General features: G+C 41.1%; 16 protein-coding genes. 10 read left to right on the forward strand and 6 right to left on the reverse strand.

From position 1 onward, the window contains the following. The first annotated feature begins 1 nt into the window (after position 1). Positions 2 to 1,504 (forward strand): zinc ABC transporter substrate-binding protein AdcA, encoded by a 1,503-nt coding sequence (locus QEZ38_RS05750; protein ID WP_281335299.1) that lies wholly within the window; start codon positions 2 to 4, stop codon positions 1,502 to 1,504. Positions 1,505 to 1,633: 129 nt separating this feature from the next. Beyond that, a complete protein-coding gene (locus QEZ38_RS05755) occupies positions 1,634 to 2,488 on the forward strand; it encodes a VOC family protein (RefSeq protein WP_281335300.1) in 855 nt (284 codons plus the stop codon). A 212-nt stretch (positions 2,489 to 2,700) separates the two neighbouring features. On the opposite strand, the gene QEZ38_RS05760 is transcribed toward QEZ38_RS05755, so the two are convergent. Continuing rightward, entirely contained in the window at positions 2,701 to 3,558 is an 858-nt protein-coding gene (locus tag QEZ38_RS05760; RefSeq protein ID WP_281335301.1) for a 5'-nucleotidase, lipoprotein e(P4) family, read from the reverse strand. Between the two features lie 431 nt (positions 3,559 to 3,989). Here QEZ38_RS05760 and rpoB point away from each other — a divergent pair, with 431 nt between their 5' ends. The 3 genes from rpoB to QEZ38_RS05775 all read left to right on the forward strand — a co-directional run bounded on the left by rpoB (position 3,990) and on the right by QEZ38_RS05775 (position 12,101). Further along, positions 3,990 to 7,592, forward strand: a complete 3,603-nt coding sequence (rpoB, locus tag QEZ38_RS05765; protein ID WP_281335302.1) for a DNA-directed RNA polymerase subunit beta — start codon at positions 3,990 to 3,992, stop codon at positions 7,590 to 7,592. 32 nt (positions 7,593 to 7,624) lie between these two features. Further along, complete coding sequence (gene rpoC / locus QEZ38_RS05770) at positions 7,625 to 11,287, forward strand: DNA-directed RNA polymerase subunit beta' (RefSeq protein ID WP_281335303.1); 3,663 nt, start codon at positions 7,625 to 7,627, stop codon at positions 11,285 to 11,287. 250 nt (positions 11,288 to 11,537) lie between these two features. Next, positions 11,538 to 12,101 (forward strand): sugar O-acetyltransferase, encoded by a 564-nt coding sequence (locus QEZ38_RS05775; protein WP_248034406.1) that lies wholly within the window; start codon positions 11,538 to 11,540, stop codon positions 12,099 to 12,101. Between the two features lie 143 nt (positions 12,102 to 12,244). Here QEZ38_RS05775 and QEZ38_RS05780 read toward each other — a convergent pair whose 3' ends face one another. Both QEZ38_RS05780 and QEZ38_RS05785 read right to left on the reverse strand, forming a co-directional pair. After that, a complete protein-coding gene (locus tag QEZ38_RS05780) occupies positions 12,245 to 12,928 on the reverse strand; it encodes a DUF4956 domain-containing protein (RefSeq protein WP_248034405.1) in 684 nt (227 codons plus the stop codon). Next, a complete protein-coding gene (locus QEZ38_RS05785; RefSeq protein WP_248034404.1) occupies positions 12,921 to 13,697 on the reverse strand; it encodes a polyphosphate polymerase domain-containing protein in 777 nt (258 codons plus the stop codon). Before QEZ38_RS05785 ends, QEZ38_RS05780 begins: the two co-directional genes overlap by 8 nt. A 206-nt stretch (positions 13,698 to 13,903) precedes the next feature. Between QEZ38_RS05785 and QEZ38_RS05790 the strand changes: the two genes are divergently transcribed. The 4 genes from QEZ38_RS05790 to QEZ38_RS05805 all read left to right on the forward strand — a co-directional run bounded on the left by QEZ38_RS05790 (position 13,904) and on the right by QEZ38_RS05805 (position 17,738). Further along, entirely contained in the window at positions 13,904 to 15,139 is a 1,236-nt protein-coding gene (locus QEZ38_RS05790) for a carbohydrate-binding domain-containing protein (protein WP_281335304.1), read from the forward strand. Positions 15,140 to 15,274: 135 nt separating this feature from the next. After that, entirely contained in the window at positions 15,275 to 15,991 is a 717-nt protein-coding gene (locus QEZ38_RS05795) for an ABC transporter ATP-binding protein (protein ID WP_021144116.1), read from the forward strand. 1 nt (position 15,992) lies between these two features. Beyond that, positions 15,993 to 17,075 carry an ABC transporter permease gene (locus QEZ38_RS05800; protein ID WP_006154045.1) on the forward strand — a complete coding sequence of 361 codons (1,083 nt, stop codon included), beginning with the start codon at positions 15,993 to 15,995 and terminating at the stop codon, positions 17,073 to 17,075. Between the two features lie 39 nt (positions 17,076 to 17,114). Continuing rightward, a complete protein-coding gene (locus tag QEZ38_RS05805) occupies positions 17,115 to 17,738 on the forward strand; it encodes a TetR/AcrR family transcriptional regulator (protein WP_049508119.1) in 624 nt (207 codons plus the stop codon). 162 nt (positions 17,739 to 17,900) lie between these two features. Here the strand turns inward: QEZ38_RS05805 and QEZ38_RS05810 are convergent, their stop codons facing one another. The 3 genes from QEZ38_RS05810 to QEZ38_RS05820 all read right to left on the reverse strand — a co-directional run bounded on the left by QEZ38_RS05810 (position 17,901) and on the right by QEZ38_RS05820 (position 19,302). Then, entirely contained in the window at positions 17,901 to 18,104 is a 204-nt protein-coding gene (locus tag QEZ38_RS05810) for a CsbD family protein (RefSeq protein ID WP_006153995.1), read from the reverse strand. 116 nt (positions 18,105 to 18,220) lie between these two features. Further along, entirely contained in the window at positions 18,221 to 18,853 is a 633-nt protein-coding gene (locus QEZ38_RS05815) for a DUF421 domain-containing protein (RefSeq protein ID WP_281335305.1), read from the reverse strand. Continuing rightward, positions 18,850 to 19,302 (reverse strand): DUF3290 family protein, encoded by a 453-nt coding sequence (locus QEZ38_RS05820; protein WP_281335306.1) that lies wholly within the window; start codon positions 19,300 to 19,302, stop codon positions 18,850 to 18,852. The genes QEZ38_RS05815 and QEZ38_RS05820 overlap by 4 nt, the downstream gene beginning before the upstream one ends. A gap of 192 nt (positions 19,303 to 19,494) precedes the next feature. On the opposite strand from QEZ38_RS05820, the gene QEZ38_RS05825 reads away from it, so the two are divergent. Next, positions 19,495 to 20,259 (forward strand): nucleoside phosphorylase, encoded by a 765-nt coding sequence (locus QEZ38_RS05825; protein WP_281335307.1) that lies wholly within the window; start codon positions 19,495 to 19,497, stop codon positions 20,257 to 20,259. Positions 20,260 to 20,265 lie beyond the last annotated feature (6 nt).

Raw genomic sequence — 20,265 nt, forward strand, 5'->3', positions numbered from 1 at the left:
AATGAAAAAACTAGGCCTACTTTTGGCAAGTCTTGTGACACTATTCTTAGTGGCTTGTTCCAATCAAAAACAAGCAGACGGAAAATTAAATATTGTCACAACTTTCTATCCTGTCTACGAATTTACCAAGCAAGTAGCGGGAGACACAGCTAATGTCGAGCTCTTGATTGGGGCTGGAACAGAACCACATGACTATGAACCGTCGCCTAAGGCAGTCGCTAAAATCCAAGATGCTGATGCCTTTGTTTATGAAAATGAGAACATGGAAACATGGGTTCCCAAGCTTTTAGATTCACTAGATGCGAAAAAAGTAAAAACAATCAAGGCGACTGGTGATATGTTGCTTCTTCCAGGAAGTGAAGAAGAGGAAGACCATGATCACGGTGAAGAAGGTCATCATCACGAGTATGACCCTCATGTATGGTTGTCTCCTGCGCGTGCCATTAAGCTTGTAGAGTACATCCGTGATAGTCTTTCAGCTGACTATCCAGATAAGAAGGCGACTTTCGAGCAAAATGCAGCTGCCTATATCGAAAAACTACAAGCCTTGGACAAGGCCTATACTGAAGGATTTTCTAGTGCAAAACAAAAGAGTTTTGTGACTCAACACGCTGCCTTTCGTTACTTAGCTTTAGACTACGGACTCAATCAAGTTTCTATCTCAGGTCTTTCCCCAGATGCGGAGCCTTCAGCAAGCCGCTTGGCAGAATTGACCGAATATATCAAGAAAAACAAGATTTCTTATATCTACTTTGAAGAAAATGCCTCACAAGCCCTAGCTAATACTCTCTCAAAAGAAACAGGAGTTAAGTTAGACGTTCTGAATCCTCTGGAAAGCTTGACCGAAGAGGACATGAAAGCTGGAGAAAACTATATCTCTGTCATGGAGAAAAATCTCAAGGCCCTCAAGCAAACAACTGACCAGGCAGGGGCAGAAATTGAACCAGAAAAAGCAGAGGAAACTAAAACCGTTCAAAATGGTTACTTTGAGGATACAGATGTCAAGGATCGTACCTTAAGTGACTATGCTGGCAACTGGCAGTCAGTCTATCCTTTCCTTGAAGATGGTACTCTAGATCAAGTCTTTGACTACAAGGCTAAATTGACTGGTAAAATGACCAAGGATGAATACAAAGCCTACTATCAAAAGGGCTATCAAACCGATGTATCTAAGATTAATATCACGGATAACACTATGGAATTCATCCAAGGTGATCAAAGTAAGAAATATACATACAAGTATGTCGGCAAGAAAATTTTGACTTATAAGAAAGGGAATCGAGGAGTTCGTTATCTCTTTGAAGCGACAGATGCGGATGCTGGACAATTTAAGTATGTTCAGTTTAGCGACCACAATATCGCCCCAGTCAAGGCAGAGCATTTCCATATCTTCTTTGGAGGCACTAGCCAGGAAGCCCTCTTTGAAGAAATGGATAACTGGCCAACCTACTATCCAGATGGCTTATCTGGTCAAGGAATCGCCCAAGAAATGTTGGCTCATTAAATCCAAACAATCCTTCCAACATGGGAGGATTTTTCTTGTTTTATCAGCGTTGAGCATCTGGCTTGACATTGGTTGAGAAAGGTGTATAATTAATGTAACAAAAAAAGTTACAACAAAGAGAGGTTTTCTATGGTTTACCAATATAATAGTCAGATTCATTTGGCCGAGGTGGCTTTAAATGTCAAGGATTTAGAAAGTCAGACAGCCTTTTATCATCAGTTGCTTGGGTTAGAGATATTGAGTCAATCGGAAGGAGAGACTCTTTTGGGTGCTGGGGATAAAGCTCTTGTTAAACTGATAAAGACAGATGATACTAGTAATCCCAAGCAGACTTACGGACTTTATCACATGGCTCTCCTTTTACCGAGTCGAGAAGATTTGGCAAATGTTTTTAAACACTTATTAGACCTAAAGATTCCACTAGTTGGTGGAGCTGATCATGGCTATAGTGAAGCTATCTATCTAGAAGATTTAGAGGGCAATGGCATTGAACTATACAGAGATAAGCCTGTGACCGAGTGGGATATTCGTGAGGACGGACGAATTATTGGGGTGACAGAAGAGCTATCCGCCCAAGCTATCTATGAACTAGGCAAAGAACTGGATCCTTTTGTCATTGCAAGTGGCACTCGCATGGGTCATGTTCATCTATCTGTTAAGAATAGCCGAGAAGCGAGTTCATTCTATCAAGAGTCTCTAGGTCTTGAGGATAAATTCACCATTCCACATGCCAGTTGGATAGCATCAGGAGATTATCATCATCATTTGGCTGTCAATGAATGGGGTGGTAAGAACTTAGCTCCTCGTGAGCATGGAATGACAGGTCTTGCCTACTATATCGTTGAAGTTGAGAATAAAGAGGAATTATTAAAAGTATTTGCGCAATCTCAAACGAGCAAGGCCTTAACTCAGTGGCTTTCGTCTACAGAGTTTAGTGTGACTGACAGAGATGGTATTGTGACCCGAGTCAGAGTGGACAGATAGAAATCTTTAAAATTAGGGAAGAAAATTACTATAGAGAAAAGGACAGATTAGCTTGGCTCACTGAGATACAACCCGCAATGATAAAAGCGAAAGCGGACAGGAAAGTTTTCTGGTTATCAGAATTCTTTCTTGTCCGCTTTTTTGAACTTGTAAGTTGAGAAGCTTTTGCTTACCTCTATGTACTTATGAGTTTATTGAGTAGCAAGCTTCCTTTACTTGTCAAAACCTTGCAAGGCTTTTTCGCGTTCTTCTACTTGTCCTTTGGCATCTAGTTTATTACCACCGTAGACCGCTGTTTCCCATGATCCATACATTGGATTTGGGAAGATGATGAATTTTTCACCAAATTCTTTTTGCAATTCTTCAAGTTGTTTGTCACGATCAGCTTCAGAAGTTTTAGAAAAATCTGCAAAGTCTACAAGGTTATCACCAAATAGTAATACAAGATTTGTTTTTTCTTGAACAGCTTGGCGACGACCTTCTTTGGATTTTACGCCACTTTCTAGGAACATGAGGTGGTCACGTCCTTGTACAGGAATACCTTCGTTTTCTAGATTTTTAATGGTAGCATCTACTTGGTTGACTGAGCGGTCAGAAATATAGTAGATTTGGACACCGTTTTGGTCGGCAAACTGGAGAAAATCTTTAGCACCTGGAACGGCTTTTGCAGTAGCTTTTTGGACCCAAACATCCCAATTTTCAGGTGTGAATGCTGTTCCGTCTTTGACATTTTGAACTTGATAAGGACTGTTATCTAAGACAGTTTCGTCCAAGTCCAAAACAATCGAATAAGGCTTGTCTGATTCTGTTTTCAGTAATTCCTTTAGACGATCTGTAGCAACATTATAACCTTGTAGATACAAGGCTTTTGTTTCGGCCGCTTTTTGATACCAGAGAGTTGACATGGTATTTTCTCTAGACCGTAGTTGGTCGTAAGTCATTGTAATCTGATTGTCAGATGAGTTATTAGCGGATGTTTGTGTTTCTGTGGATTTTGTGGCGCAGCTGGTCAATAAGATGACAGATGCAAGTGCAGAAACGATTGTAACAGTGGTTTTAGCTGTTTTCATAAAATGTCTCCTGTCTATTAATTTCAATAACAGTATAGCATGAGGGAATAGTTAAGGCAAGCGTTTTCCTAAATATGGACCTGATTTTCCAGAGAAAGATGTAGATAATTAACGGATTAGAGGAAGAGAAAAATATTTTAAAACCCTTGAAAAATCTAGCTAAATAGGGTATAATATAAATAATCATTTGTCGTAGGTTTTGTCTGAAATATTGTCCGGACAAGGCTCACAGCAGTTAAATCTCCTGAAAAAGTCGGATTTAGCTGCTCTTTTTGTGCTTTTTTTCAGGTTTTTCGACCTTTGTAACAAAGATTTAAAGATTCTGAAAATTAGTCGAGGGGGATAAGTTGATAGGGTTTTTAGAACCATCTAACGATAATTACTAGCTTAGGTCACTAAGCTTGGAACTTTATTTAAAAAGGAGAATCATCTTGGCAGGACATGACGTTCAATACGGGAAACATCGTACCCGTCGTAGTTTTTCAAGAATCAAAGAAGTTCTTGACTTACCAAATTTGATTGAAATTCAAACTGATTCATTCAAAGATTTCCTAGACCATGGTCTGAAGGAAGTGTTTGAAGATGTATTGCCAATTTCAAACTTCACAGACACAATGGAGTTGGAATTTGTTGGCTACGAAATCAAAGAACCTAAATATACGCTTGAAGAAGCTCGTATCCACGATGCCAGCTACTCAGCACCTATCTTTGTAACCTTCCGCTTGATTAACAAAGAAACTGGCGAAATCAAGACACAGGAAGTATTCTTTGGTGATTTCCCAATCATGACTGAGATGGGAACCTTTATCATCAACGGTGGTGAACGTATCATCGTATCACAGTTGGTGCGTTCTCCAGGTGTTTACTTTAATGACAAGGTAGACAAAAATGGTAAAGTGGGTTACGGTTCAACTGTTATCCCTAACCGTGGAGCTTGGTTGGAACTTGAAAGCGACTCAAAAGACATCGCCTACACTCGTATCGACCGTACTCGTAAGATTCCATTTACGACCTTGGTTCGTGCGCTTGGTTTCTCAGGCGATGATGAAATCTTTGATATCTTTGGTGATAGCGATCTTGTTCGTAACACTGTTGAAAAAGATATTCACAAGAACCCAATGGACTCTCGTACAGACGAAGCTTTGAAGGAAATTTACGAACGCCTTCGTCCAGGTGAGCCTAAGACTGCTGAAAGCTCACGTAGCTTGCTTGTAGCTCGTTTCTTTGACCCACGTCGTTATGACTTGGCTGCAGTTGGTCGCTACAAAATCAATAAAAAACTCAATGTTAAAACACGTTTGCTTAACCAAACAATTGCTGAACCATTGGTAGACCCTGAAACAGGTGAAATCTTGGTAGAAGCTGGAACAATCATGACTCGTAGCGTGATTGAGAGCATTGAAAGCCATTTGGATGGCGATTTGAACAAGATTGTCTACATTCCAAATGATGCTGCTGTAGTAACAGATCCAGTTGTTCTTCAAAAATTCAAGGTTGTTGCACCAACTGATCCAGATCGTGTTGTAACTATCATCGGTAATGCGAATCCAGATGATAAAGTTCGCATTGTAACACCTGCAGATATCTTGGCTGAAATGAGCTACTTCCTCAACTTGGCAGAAGGTATTGGTCGTGTGGATGATATTGACCACCTTGGAAATCGTCGTATTCGTGCTGTTGGTGAATTGCTTGCCAACCAAGTGCGTCTTGGACTTTCACGTATGGAACGTAACGTTCGTGAACGTATGTCTGTTCAAGATAACGAAGTACTAACACCACAACAAATTATCAATATCCGTCCAGTAACTGCAGCAATTAAAGAATTCTTTGGTTCTTCTCAATTGTCACAGTTCATGGACCAACACAACCCACTTTCTGAGTTGTCACACAAACGTCGTTTGTCAGCCTTAGGACCTGGTGGTTTGACACGTGACCGCGCTGGATATGAAGTGCGTGACGTGCACTACACTCACTATGGTCGTATGTGTCCAATCGAGACACCTGAGGGACCAAACATCGGTTTGATCAACAACTTGTCTTCATACGGACACCTCAACAAGTATGGTTTCATTCAAACACCATACCGCAAGGTTGACCGTGAAACTGGAAAAGTAACTAACGAAATCGTTTGGTTGACTGCTGATGAAGAAGATGAGTACACAGTAGCACAGGCTAACTCTAAATTGAACGCAGATGGCACTTTTGCTGAAAAAGTTGTCATGGGACGTCACCAAGGGGTTAACCAAGAATACCCAGCTTCAAGTGTTGATTATATGGACGTTTCTCCAAAACAGGTAGTTGCCGTTGCGACAGCATGTATTCCTTTCTTGGAAAACGACGACTCCAACCGTGCCCTCATGGGTGCCAACATGCAACGTCAGGCTGTACCATTGATTGATCCAAAAGCACCTTACGTTGGTACTGGTATGGAATATCAAGCAGCCCATGACTCTGGAGCGGCTGTTATTGCTCAGTATGATGGTAAAGTTACTTATGCCGATGCTGACAAAGTAGAAGTTCGTCGTGAAGATGGCTCATTGGATGTTTACCATATCCAAAAATTCCGTCGTTCAAACTCAGGTACTGCCTACAACCAACGTACGCTTGTTAAAGTTGGTGACGTTGTAGAAAAAGGCGACTTTATCGCAGATGGACCTTCTATGGAAAATGGAGAAATGGCGCTTGGACAAAACCCAATCGTTGCCTACATGACATGGGAAGGTTACAACTTCGAGGATGCCGTTATCATGAGCGAACGCTTGGTCAAAGACGATGTCTACACATCTGTCCACCTTGAAGAATACGAATCAGAAACTCGCGATACAAAGCTTGGGCCTGAAGAAATCACTCGTGAAATTCCAAACGTTGGTGAAGATGCCCTTAAAGACCTTGACGAAATGGGTATTATCCGTATCGGTGCTGAGGTTAAAGAAGGGGATATCCTTGTAGGTAAAGTAACACCTAAGGGTGAAAAAGATCTTTCAGCTGAAGAGCGTCTCTTGCACGCTATCTTCGGAGACAAATCTCGTGAAGTTCGTGACACTTCTCTTCGTGTACCTCACGGTGCCGATGGTGTCGTTCGTGATGTTAAGATCTTTACACGTGCAAATGGAGATGAATTGCAATCAGGTGTTAACATGCTGGTTCGTGTCTACATCGCTCAAAAACGTAAGATCAAGGTCGGAGATAAGATGGCCGGACGTCACGGAAACAAAGGGGTTGTCTCTCGTATCGTTCCTGTAGAAGATATGCCTTACCTTCCAGACGGAACTCCAGTCGACATCATGTTGAACCCACTTGGGGTGCCATCACGTATGAATATCGGTCAGGTTATGGAACTTCACCTTGGTATGGCGGCTCGTACTCTTGGTATTCACATCGCAACACCAGTCTTTGACGGAGCAAGTTCTGAAGATCTTTGGTCAACTGTTAAAGAAGCTGGTATGGATAGCGATGCTAAGACTATCCTTTACGATGGACGTACTGGTGAGCCATTTGACAACCGTGTTTCTGTCGGAGTCATGTACATGATCAAACTCCACCACATGGTTGATGATAAATTGCACGCTCGTTCAGTCGGACCTTACTCGACCGTTACGCAACAACCACTCGGAGGGAAAGCTCAGTTTGGTGGACAACGTTTCGGTGAGATGGAGGTTTGGGCGCTTGAAGCCTACGGTGCGTCAAATGTCCTTCAAGAAATCTTGACTTACAAGTCTGACGATATTAACGGACGTTTGAAAGCTTATGAAGCTATTACAAAAGGAAAACCAATTCCAAAACCAGGTGTTCCAGAATCCTTCCGAGTTCTTGTTAAAGAATTGCAATCACTTGGTCTTGACATGCGTGTCCTTGACGAAGATGATCAAGAAGTTGAACTTCGTGATCTTGATGAGGGCATGGACGAAGATGTCATCCACGTAGATGACCTTGAAAAAGCACGTAAAAAAGCTGCTGAAGAAGCAAAAGCTGCTTTTGAAGCTGAAGAAGGCGCAAAAGCGGAAGCAACAGAAGAAGCTACTGAACAAGAATAAGTAGCTCACTTAGAATAGAAAGGGAAGAAATAGTGGTTGACGTAAATCGTTTTAAAAGTATGCAAATCACACTAGCTTCTCCAAGTAAAGTCCGTTCATGGTCTTATGGAGAAGTCAAAAAACCTGAAACAATCAATTACCGTACGTTGAAACCAGAACGTGAAGGACTATTTGACGAAGTCATTTTTGGTCCTACAAAAGACTGGGAATGTGCTTGTGGAAAATACAAACGTATTCGTTACAGAGGGATTGTTTGTGACCGCTGTGGGGTTGAAGTGACGCGTACGAAAGTTCGTCGTGAACGTATGGGACACATCGAGTTGAAAGCTCCTGTATCTCATATTTGGTATTTCAAGGGGATTCCAAGCCGTATGGGCTTGACCCTTGATATGAGCCCTCGTGCTCTCGAAGAAGTTATCTACTTTGCTGCTTACGTGGTAATTGATCCAAAGGATACACCACTTGAGCACAAGTCTATCATGACAGAGCGTGAATACCGTGAGCGCTTGCGTGAATATGGCTACGGGTCATTTGTTGCTAAAATGGGTGCCGAAGCTATCCAAGACCTCTTGAAACAAGTAGATCTTGAAAAAGAAATTGCTGAACTCAAAGAAGAGTTGAAAACAGCTACTGGACAAAAACGTGTGAAAGCTATCCGTCGTTTGGATGTTTTGGATGCTTTCCACAAGTCTGGAAACAAACCTGAATGGATGATTCTTAACATCCTTCCAGTTATTCCACCAGATCTTCGTCCAATGTTGCAGTTGGATGGTGGCCGTTTTGCCTCATCTGACTTGAATGACCTATACCGTCGTGTGATCAACCGTAACAACCGTTTGGCTCGTTTGCTTGAGTTGAACGCGCCAGGTATCATCGTTCAAAATGAGAAGCGTATGCTTCAAGAAGCGGTTGACGCTTTGATTGACAATGGCCGTCGTGGTCGTCCGATCACAGGACCAGGTAGCCGTCCACTTAAATCATTGAGCCACATGCTCAAAGGTAAACAAGGACGCTTCCGTCAAAACTTGCTCGGTAAACGTGTTGACTTCTCAGGTCGTTCTGTTATCGCCGTTGGTCCAACTCTTAAGATGTACCAATGTGGTGTGCCACGTGAAATGGCTATCGAGCTCTTTAAACCATTCGTCATGCGTGAAATCGTAGCTCGCGATATCGTGCAAAACGTTAAAGCGGCTAAACGTTTGGTAGAACGTGGAGATGAACGTATCTGGGATATCCTAGAAGAAGTGATCAAAGAACACCCAGTGCTTTTGAACCGCGCACCTACCCTTCACCGTTTGGGTATCCAAGCCTTCGAACCTGTCTTGATTGATGGTAAGGCCCTTCGCTTGCACCCACTTGTCTGTGAAGCCTACAATGCCGACTTTGACGGGGACCAAATGGCCATCCACGTACCGCTTTCAGAAGAAGCCCAAGCAGAAGCTCGTATCTTGATGTTGGCTGCTGAGCATATCTTGAATCCGAAAGATGGTAAACCAGTTGTTACTCCATCTCAGGACATGGTTTTGGGTAACTACTACTTGACCATGGAAGAAGCTGGTCGCGAAGGTGAAGGAATGGTCTTCAAGGACCGTGATGAAGCTGTTATGGCTTACCGTAATGGCTATGTTCACCTGCACTCACGTGTTGGTATCGCAACAGACAGCCTCAACAAACCATGGACAGAAGAGCAAAAACACAAAATCTTGCTTACAACTGTTGGTAAAATCCTCTTTAACGATATCATGCCAGAAGGCCTACCCTACTTGCAAGAACCAAATAATGCCAACTTGACAGAAGGCGTTCCAGCTAAATACTTCTTGCCACTTGGTGGAGATATCAAGGAAGCAATCAGCAATCTTGAACTTAACCCTCCATTCAAGAAGAAAAACCTTGGAAATATCATCGCTGAAATCTTCAAACGTTTCCGTACGACAGAAACTTCTGCCCTACTTGACCGTATGAAGAACCTCGGTTACCACCATTCAACCCTTGCAGGTTTGACAGTGGGTATTGCTGATATTCCAGTCGTTGAAGACAAGGCTGAAATCATCGAAGAATCACACAAACGTGTAGAACAAATCACAAAACAATTCCGTCGTGGTATGATCACAGATGACGAACGCTACAATGCTGTTACAGCTGAATGGCGTGCTGCCCGTGAAAAACTTGAAAAACGTTTGATTGCTAACCAAGATCCTAAGAACCCTATCGTTATGATGATGGACTCTGGAGCCCGTGGTAACATCTCAAACTTCTCACAGCTTGCCGGTATGCGTGGTCTGATGGCTGCTCCGAACGGACGTATCATGGAATTGCCAATCCTTTCAAACTTCCGCGAAGGTTTGTCAGTACTCGAAATGTTCTTCTCAACTCACGGTGCTCGTAAAGGTATGACCGATACGGCCCTCAAGACAGCCGACTCAGGTTACTTGACTCGTCGTTTGGTTGACGTTGCCCAAGATGTTATCATCCGTGAGGACGACTGTGGAACTGACCGTGGTCTCTTGATCCGTTCTATTACAGAAGGGAAAGAGATGATTGAGTCTCTCGAAGAGCGTCTCAATGGTCGTTACACTAAGAAAACTGTTAAACATCCAGAAACGGGTGCAGTTATCATTGGTCCAAATGAATTGATCACAGAAGACAAAGCGCGTGAAATCGTCAATGCGGGTGTGGAAGAAGTAACTATCCGTTCCGTATTTACATGTAACACTCGTCATGGTGTCTGCCGTCACTGTTACGGTATCAACTTAGCGACTGGTGATGCGGTTGAAGTCGGTGAAGCAGTTGGTACTATCGCTGCCCAATCTATCGGGGAACCTGGTACACAGCTTACAATGCGTACCTTCCACACGGGTGGGGTTGCCTCAAATACCGATATCACTCAGGGTCTTCCTCGTGTCCAAGAAATCTTTGAAGCCCGCAATCCTAAAGGGGAAGCGGTCATCACAGAAGTCAAAGGACAAGTTACTGCTATCGAGGAAGATGCTTCAACTCGTACCAAGAAAGTCTTTGTTAAGGGTGAAACTGGCGAAGGTGAATATGTGGTACCATTTACAGCCCGTATGCGTGTCGAAGTTGGAGACCAAGTCTCTCGTGGTGCAGCATTGACAGAAGGTTCTATCCAACCAAAACGTCTCCTTGCTGTACGTGATGTCTTGTCAGTTGAAACATATCTCCTCGGTGAAGTACAAAAAGTTTATCGTAGCCAAGGGGTAGAAATCGGAGACAAACACATCGAGGTAATGGTTCGTCAAATGATCCGTAAAGTTCGTGTCATGGATCCAGGAGACACAGATCTCCTCATGGGCACCCTCATGGATATTAATGACTTTACAGATGCTAATAAGGATGTTCTCATCGCAGGTGGAGTACCAGCGACAGGTCGTCCAGTCCTTATGGGAATCACCAAAGCCTCACTTGAAACCAATAGTTTCTTGTCAGCTGCTTCCTTCCAGGAAACAACTCGTGTCCTTACAGATGCGGCCATCCGTGGTAAGAAAGACCATCTCCTTGGACTCAAGGAAAATGTTATCATCGGTAAGATTATCCCAGCTGGTACAGGTATGGCTCGTTACCGTAACCTTGAACCACAAGCAGTCAACGAAGAGTCTTACCTAGCATCTTCACAAGAAGAAGCTCCAGTTGATACGACTGTAGAAGAAGTCGTTGAAACTGTTGAAGTGAGTGAATAAGTAGGTGTTACTTAAGGTCTGAGATGAAAAGATTAATCATTCACTATAGATTCTTAAGAAGGATCCACTAGATAAAAAAGCGAACAAGGCAGAATTCTGATTGTCAGAAAACTGGCTTTGCTCGCTTTTTGTATTTAATGTTAGGTTTGCGTTCTACTCACATTTTCAATTCATAAAGAGCGACTTATTTTAACTTGCTCGAGATACAATACTATGCTACAATCATCTAAAAAAGCAAGGAAATTAAAACATGAAAACAGAATATCAAAAAATGATCGCGGGAGAACCCTATCACCCATTCGCCCCAGACCTCCGTTCTCTAGCACAAACAGCGCGACAAAAGCAAGCCACTTTTAATGAAGAGGTAGATCCAGTAAAAGGTATGGGAATCATCAAAGGATGGTTTGGTTCTACTGGTGAAAATCTCTATATCAATACTCGCTTGGTGGTGGATTATGGTGTCAATATTCATTTGGGAGAAAATTTTTATTCCAATTGGAATCTGACCATGTTGGACGTATGTCCGATTACTATTGGTGATAATGCCATGATTGGTCCTAATTGTCAGTTTTTAACACCTCTTCATCCGCTGGATCCCGATGAACGAAACTCGGGATTAGAATTTGGCAAACCCATCACGATTGGTAAGAACTTTTGGGCAGGTGGTGGTGTCATTGTCCTTCCGGGTGTTACTTTAGGGGATAATGTCGTTGCAGGAGCAGGAGCGGTCATTACAAAATCCTTTGGTGACAACGTAGTTCTAGCAGGAAATCCAGCACGAGTTATCAAAGAGATTCCAGTTAAAGGAAATTAAAAGTTGTAGAAAGAGAAAGTGAAGTCTTTTTCAAAAGAGCTCTTTGAAATCGAATAGCCTAACCAGTCTCAGTATCAGTATCAAAAACTTATTGCTAGCAAAAAACGAGGTCGGAATTTTTATCCCAGCCTCGTTTTTCGTCTTTAGAGATTTTTTCTCTTTTTAGCTTTTTTAGTCAATGCCACATCGCATTGATCAATATTTTGTGTAAGATAGCTAGTCACTTGGAAATCATCGGCATCTGTTTTTAGCTCGACTTCATAGACAATGCTAAGGTTGTCCCCTGCATTTGTGCTATTGATCGTAATCATGTCAATTTCTGAGCAGAATTGGTCAAGAGCAGATTGGATAGCATCTTGAATCTTCTCTTGATTAGTTACCGTGATTGTTAAAAGTCTACGGCGTTGATTGTCAGTTTTGACCTGTTGATTTTCCAAAAGGAACCAAACACCCAAGATAAAGAGGGTGAAGAGAATAGCCAAGAAGAGATAGCCTGTTCCACAAGCTAGACCGATAATCATGGCTAGGAAAATCGCAATCAGTTCTCTTGAACCACTAGTTGCAGAACGGAAACGGATCAAACTAAAGGTTCCGGCTACAGCAATTGACGTACCCAAGCTCCCATTGACCAGAAAAATAACCAAGGTCATAAGGCAAGGAAGCAGAGTCAAGCTGATAGCAAATTCTCTGGTGTAGAGGGTTCGATATTTGTAGGTCCAAGTAAGTGCCAAACCGAGGACTAGACTGACTAGAAGTGACAGCAGTAGTTGGAAGGGATCTGCACTTGCAGTGGCGTTGTTGAAAATGGAATTAAAAAGATTAAGCATAAGCGATACCTGCGCTTTCTATACTGGGACGTGGTGCATAAGGAAGACCTTGAGATTTGTGGTAAGCACAACTGTATTTTGAAAATTTGTGCTCCATCAAACCATACTTGTCTAGAATGTCTTGTAACCACTGAGGTTTGTTTCCAGGAGCTTTAATCTCCATAATCACAGTATTGTCATCTAATAGAGGAGCCCCTTGATTTCCTGCAAAGAGACTGACATTTTCATCTCTATAGATTAGATTTTGGTCAATGGTGATACGAATTTTATTATAGTTGCAGCCCTCGATGTATTTTTTTTCTTTTAATGAATAACGATCGTAGTAGATGTACATACGAGGCTTGATAGCCTGCTTGTAATCTTGGTGAAGCTTTTTCACTTTTTCAATGACAACTGTATCAGTAATACTAGCATCCAAGTGCCCTTTGGTCATAAAGTTAAGGATAGAAATAGGAGTTGAGAGTAGTCTAAATTTGCGACCAACTCCTTCTTGGTCCTTGGTTTTAATTTCTAAAAATACTTGACTATCTGCTTTGGGGTGGCTGAGATAGGTCCGCATCCGCACCTTTTCTTTTCGCTTAGCTCCAAAATCATCATCTAGGAGGACATCAAAGTCTTCCGTATCAAAGTAGATATTTGAAATGGTTGAAATTGGATAGTCATCTTCTACCAAATATTCCTTTAAATCTTGGATGAGTTTGTCTAGTTTATCTTTGGAGATAATATATTTGGTTTCAATCCGTTTAAAAGTTGTTTCGATTGGTTTCATAATTCCTTCTCCTCTAATCTTAGGTTATACTATTTTTAAACAAGGTAAACTTGCTTGTGTTTGATTTTAGGAGGCTTTTCTAAAACTTTTGTTAAATTTAACTTAATTGAAACTAAACTTAAGAAAACTTTCAGAAAAAATTTAGGCTTATTTTAGGAAAGTCACGTAGACTAAGAGCATGTAAAATGAAAGTCGAGGAAACGAGCATGAAAGCAAAAAAATGGACATTCTTATTAACGAGTATAGCAACTCTAGCACTAGTGACAGCTTGTACCCAGTCAACTTCAAATACAACAGCTAGCAATACTGCGACAACGAAAACGACATCAACTACAGAAGCTAAGAAAACTAGCTATTTTACAGACAAGGACTATGATACTTCTTATGATGAAAAGACAGCAGCAACTGTAACCTTGTCAGAATCAACAGCGAAGGTATCAGGTGATGGAGTTGCCGTATCAGGATCTACCGTTACAATCTCCAAGGCAGGAACCTATGTCATATCTGGTCAATCCGACGGAGTTCAAATCAAGATTGAAGCCGAAAAGACTGATGATGTACATATTGTTCTAAAGGGTGTGACCATGACCAATACCAATGCTGCTATATCTGCAACATCAGCCGGTCATGTTTACCTAACTCTAGCAGATAGCACAACTAATAGCCTATCAGATTCAGCAACTAATAGTGACGAAAAAGCGGATGCAGCGCTCTTCTCTAAAGTGGACTTGACCATCAACGGTAAAGGAACTCTCAATGTAGATGGTAAGAAAAACAATGGTATCAAGGCAAATGATACACTTCACATCACAGGTGGAAGCTACAACATCACAGCAGTCGGGGATGCCTTTAATGTTAATGATGAACTCAACATTACCGGCACAACTATGACTATCGATGCCAAGGAAGACGGAGTTAAGGTCGACAATGATGAGGACACATCTGTAGGAACCATGTATCTCTCTGACAATACCATCACTGTTACTGCTGGAGATGATGGTATCCACGCATCAGGTGATTTGGTTATTGATAGTGGTACCTATACCGTTAAGAATTCTACAGAAGGGCTTGAAGGTAAGTCAATTACTATCAACGGTGGAGATATCGCCATCTATTCAACGGATGATGGTGTCAATGCAGCCAACAAAAATGCTCAACAAAGTGAAATTTTCTTCACTATGAATGGTGGGAACTTGACGGTTGAAGTTGGTCAAGGGGACACGGATCCAATTGACTCAAATGGTAATATTACAGTTAATGGAGGAACCATCAAAATGACTGGTCAAACTGGTTTTGACTTTGATGGAACAGCGACCTACACAGGCGGAGATATCTATCTCAATGGTGAAAAACAAACTGAGATTGTCAGTTCTATGCCTGGAGGCGGAGGGGCACCTGGCGGTGGCCCTCAAGGAAATGGAGGCCCTGGTGGACGACCATAAAATAAAAATCTCCTTTCTCGAAAGAGAAGGGAGATTTTTTTCAACTATCAACTTTCAACTTGACAAGTGAGTGGATACTCACTATAATAGTTTTATATTTCAAAAGTGAGTAAATACTCACCTAGGAGGATTCAAATGAAAAAATTGTTACATTTAAAAGATTTAGAAAAATCTTTTGGTCGTCAAATGGTCTTAGATCACGTTGGTTTTGATTTACAGCCTGGAGAAATCATTGGTCTAATCGGTCCATCAGGTGCTGGTAAATCAACTATGATTAAAACCATGCTAGGAATGGAAAAGGCGGATAGCGGTATCGCTTTAGTCTTGGACCATACTATGCCAAATCGTCATATTTTAGGTGATATTGGCTATATGGCTCAGTCTGATGCTCTTTATGAGGCCTTGTCAGGTCAAGAAAATCTAGAATTTTTTGGTCAGCTAAAAGGGCTATCCAAAAGAGATCTGACAGCTGAAATTGCCCATGTGGCTCAAGTTGTGGATCTGACAGAGCATTTGAATAAAACGGTATCCGGTTATTCTGGAGGAATGAAGCGACGCTTGTCTTTAGCCGTCGCGCTTCTGGGGAATCCTCAGCTCTTGATTTTGGACGAACCGACAGTTGGAATCGACCCTTCTCTTCGAAAGAAAATCTGGAAAGAATTATTCGCGCTTAGAGACAATGGGGTAGGGATATTAGTTACTACCCATGTTATGGATGAAGCAGAGTTAACGGATAAGGTCGGCTTATTATTAGGTGGAAAAATCATTGCTTTTGATACACCGCAACACTTAAAAGATAGTTATCAAGTTTCAAGTATTGAAGAAGTCTTTTTGAAAGCAGAAGGAGAGTAAGATGAGAACCATTGCTATTGCTAAAAAAGTTATCAAAGAATTGCTTCGTGACAAACGAACCTTGGCTATGATGTTTGTAGCGCCGGTATTTATTATGTGGCTGATGAACCTCATGTTTTCAGCTAGTACAACCGTGAATGTCAAGTTAGCGACACAAGATCTACCAACTGGTTTGGTAACAAAAATGGATGAGCTCGATCATGTGGACGTCGAGACTTATCAAGACTTAGATCAGGCTAAAAAAGCTCTAGCTGACGAGAAAGTAGATGCAGTCATATCGTATAAAGATGGTGAGTATCAGGTCGACTACGCAAATACGGATGCTTCTAAAACAACTATGACACGACAAGTGTTACGAACAAGTATCGTCAATGAAGGCACCGATCAGTTATTATCTCGTGTCAAACAAGCTCTTCCACAATTGAAATTAGATGAAAAGGCGCCTGAAATCAAAGAATCTTACCAATATGGAGATAAAAATACTGGATTCTTTGCACGTATGATTCCAATTTTAATTGGCTTTGTGGTCTTCTTCTTTGTCTTTTTGATTTCTGGTATGGCACTGTTGAAAGAGCGAACAAGTGGAACCTTGGATCGCTTGTTAGCAACCCCAGTGAAACGTTCTGAAATCGTCTATGGCTATATGTTGTCTTACGGTATTATTGCGATTTTTCAAACGGCAGTTGTCGTTTTAGCAGCAATTTGGCTACTAGATGTAGAAGTTGTAGGAAATATTTTAAATGTTATAATAGTTAATGTGGTACTGGCTCTTGTAGCACTAGCTTTTGGAATTCTCTTGTCTACTCTAGCAAAATCAGAATTCCAAATGATGCAATTTATTCCTCTCGTGATTATGCCCCAACTTTTTTTCTCAGGAATTATTCCATTGTCATCCATGGGAGAATGGGCTCCAACTGTGGGGAAATTTTTGCCATTAACCTATTCTGGTGATGCAATAAGCCAGATTATTCTTTACGGACACAATCTTGGTGATATTTTGTCAAATCTTGGTGTTTTAATGATTTTCTTGATCATTTTAACAATTCTCAATATTGTTGGATTGCGTCGTTATCGTAAAGTTTAGAAATCAACATAAATAATGCTAAAAAGGTGTGAAGATTGGATGGATAAGACTGTTTTTGAATCGTTTGAAGATTACTTAGAAGAAGCGAATTACCCTCAAGGAAAGAAAAAAATCATGCAGGCAGCAGTGGATCTCATATCAACCAGGAGTTACCATGGGACCTCAACTCTTCACATAGCGGAGCGTGCTGGACTAAGCCAGGCAACTTTGTTTAAGTATTTTAAGACGAAGGATGATTTACTGACGGCTATTTTACATCCTGTAGTCCCAGGCATTCTCGGTAGTTTTTTTGAGGAACTCTTAGCTTTTGAAACGACAGAAGAGAGGGTTCGTTATCTCGTCCATAATCGTATGAGCTATCTCAAAAAAAATCGTGCCTTGATGAAAATCATTCTACAAGAGAGTTTTTCAAATAAAAAACTAAAAAATGAACAGATTTTTATCTGGAATGCTATTCAAGATAAACTTCGAGTGCTTCATAAGGAATTGCTAGCAGATCCACGTGTAAATCCAGAGATAACGATTCCTCAAATGGTTCGCATCTGTATAGGTCCATTGTTAGCTTACTTCTCTCAACTATATGTCGTTGGCGTCAATGGCGAAATGAGAGAAGAGGACTTAGGCTTATTGGAAAAACAAATCTTAGGTGGTTTGTGGAAATAGGAGGAGTATAGGAATTAGTTCTTTTTGCTTTAGGTTGAGCAACACATCATAAGAAGTATTTTCTAATATTAAAAAACATAATAATTTAAAGAAAAAACTCTTATCCCTAGCATATTAACAGCTTGGAATAAGAGTTTCTTATGTTATTAGGACGAGAAAGAATTATTCTCCGTCTTTTTTAAAGATGTTTTTTACGCCAGATACTGCACCTTCGACAGCTTCTTTTGCATCTTCAGCAACTTCTTTAGCTTTTGAAGCTACCTTTTCTGCAGCTCCTTCTGTTTGAGTTTTTGTATCGCCAGTTAGTTTACCAAAGCCTTCTTTAACAGAACCTTTAGCTTGGTTGAATTTTTCTTCGATTGACATGGGGGATACCTCCGTTAATTTTTTGTATTATCTAAATTACATCAGATATTGGTTTAAGTATATACCCTTTTATGCTAAAAAGCAAAAAACTGATACGAAAAGCATCAGTTTATTTTTTAATAGGTTACAATATTCAATTGACCTTTATCATATTCAGCGATAAAGATATTTGAGACTTCTTCGAAACCTTCTTCTTTCAATTTCTCAGTTAGCCACTCCTCGGATTTGCCAATGGTTTCTAAGATTTCAACTTGGACAACACCATCTGTGATGATTGGGTACTTAGGATTCTCGTCACCCATTCTTACGACAATCAGCTGTCCGTTTTGCTCAATCACAGCTCTCTTGACATCCTTCAATTGGAAGATTCCTTGAGCGCGCAATTTAAGAGCTACATCTGCAGCTGCAAGACCTTTTGTGCGACAGGCTTCAGGATCTAACTTACCATTTTTGATGATAATAGTTGGTTTCCCGTCAATTAAGTGTTTGAAAAAGGAAATATTGGTATTCAACCATTTAAGGAGCAGGATGAGAATAGTCCAGATGATTAAGATTGTTACGTATTGGATGATGGTAATCGAGCTATTGTAGATAACCCCACCGATAATACCCCCGAGAACAAAGTTCTGGATTTGATCTACTGCAGAACTTGGTGCTAAATTTCCTTTACCTGTTACGTTAATAACAAAAACAAGAGAAAGTAGCCCCAAGGCCAATTTAATTGCAATCGTAGCAAAAAAGCTTATCATTTTTCAACCTCCACGAGTTCAACGTCTGATTTATAGAGTTCCATCTTTTCTAACAAATAGCTATCTTGGTCAGTCCCGCTAATGGCACGATAAAAATTGTCGCCAACCTTAATAATAGCTCCATCAGTTACTGCTGAGGTATTGACATAGACCTCTTTTTTATCTACACCTAATTCTTTTGAAACGACTTCGATAAAGTTTAGGGAAGAGCGGAATTGATTATCATTGGATTGACTGTTTTGAAGATTCGTAATGCTTATCAAAACGAATGCGATTAAGGTCAAAATAGAAATGAGCGATAATTCACGGAACTTGCTCCCTTTTTTATCTTTGAAAGCTTTAAATGCAAAAAATCCAGTCACGATAAGCAGTAAAGCTGATACGATAATCATGGCCCAATTCTGTTGACTGATCTGACTGAGCACATAGTCATAGGAATAGAATTTCATAAAACTCCCTCACTTTTTTTAATTCAATCTATTATAAAATAATTCCTAAGTTTTAGCAATTTTGTTAGTAGAGGAAAAAGCATTTAATTGTTGTTTCCTACTTAAGGTAGGTTTTTCTGATTTGACTTAGCCTCCCATCTTGACTTTCCCTTTGTATTTGATATAATAGTAAAAATTTAGAGGAGGTATTCTATGATTCAGAAACATGCGATTCCCATTTTAGAGTTTGACGACAATCCCCAAGCGGTCCTTATGCCAACGCATGAGGAGTTAGACTTGAAGTTGCCAAAGAAGTGCATCTATGCATTTTTGGAGGAGGAGATTGACCGTTATGCTCAGGAAGTAGAAGCAGATTGCGTAGGGGAGTTTGTTTCTGCCACTAAGACCTACCCGGTTTATGTCATGGACTACAAAGGTGAAAAAGTTTGTCTAGCCCAAGCTCCTGTAGGTTCTGCCCCGGCCGCCCAGTTTATGGATTGGTTGATTGGCTATGGTGTGGAGCAAATCATTTCCACTGGTACTTGTGGAGTCCTAGCCGATATTGAGGAAAATGCCTTTCTCGTCCCTGTTCGCGCTCTGCGAGATGAGGGGACGAGCTACCACTATGCAGCGCCTTCTCGTTATATGGATGTACATGTTCAAGCGATTTCTGCTATCGAGCAAGTTTTGGAACAACTAGGTATTCCTTATGAAGAGGTAATGACTTGGTCGACAGATGGTTTTTACAGAGAGACAGCTGAAAAGGTTGCCTATCGCAAGGAAGAAGGCTGTGCTGTTGTGGAGATGGAGTGTGCAGCTCTTGCAGCAGTTGCCCAACTTCGAGGAGTCGTTTGGGGACAACTTCTATTTACAGCCGACTCTCTGGCGGATTTAGAAAATTATGATAGTCGCGATTGGGGCGCAGAAGCTTTTGACAAGGCCTTAGAACTCTGTCTTGAAATCGTTAGTCATATGTGACGGCTT

This window comes from Streptococcus taonis, from assembly GCF_029948085.1.
GTDB lineage: Bacteria > Bacillota > Bacilli > Lactobacillales > Streptococcaceae > Streptococcus > Streptococcus taonis.